Source organism: Pantoea sp. GbtcB22 (assembly GCF_019091025.1).
GTDB lineage: Bacteria > Pseudomonadota > Gammaproteobacteria > Enterobacterales > Enterobacteriaceae > Pantoea > Pantoea leporis.
Map to the genome: position 1 here is coordinate 1 of NZ_JAGXKB010000104.1, position 285 is coordinate 285.

The following is a 285-nucleotide window of genomic DNA, read 5'->3' on the forward strand; positions in this document are numbered from 1 at the left end:
TGAGAGCGAGCAGAACGTCGTGCTAGAAGAATACCGTAAGCACGTTGCCGAGCGTGCTGCCCAGGGCATCGTACCTAAGCCGTTAGATGCTTCCCAAATGGCCGCGCTGGTTGAACTGCTGGAAAACCCGCCAGCGGGTGAAGAAGAATTCCTGACCGACCTGTTGGTCAACCGTGTCCCACCAGGTGTTGATGATGCGGCGTACGTAAAAGCCGGTTTCCTGGCAGCTGTCAGTAAGGGCGAAGCCCACTCTCCTCTGGTTACTCGCGAAAAAGCCGTTGGGCT

General features: G+C 56.8%; 1 pseudogene. It reads left to right on the top strand.

The features are described 5' to 3' along the window. Window positions 1–19: 19 nt before the first annotated feature. Window positions 20–285: pseudogene (locus KVT28_RS24930) on the top strand (aconitate hydratase B); the annotation flags it as partial.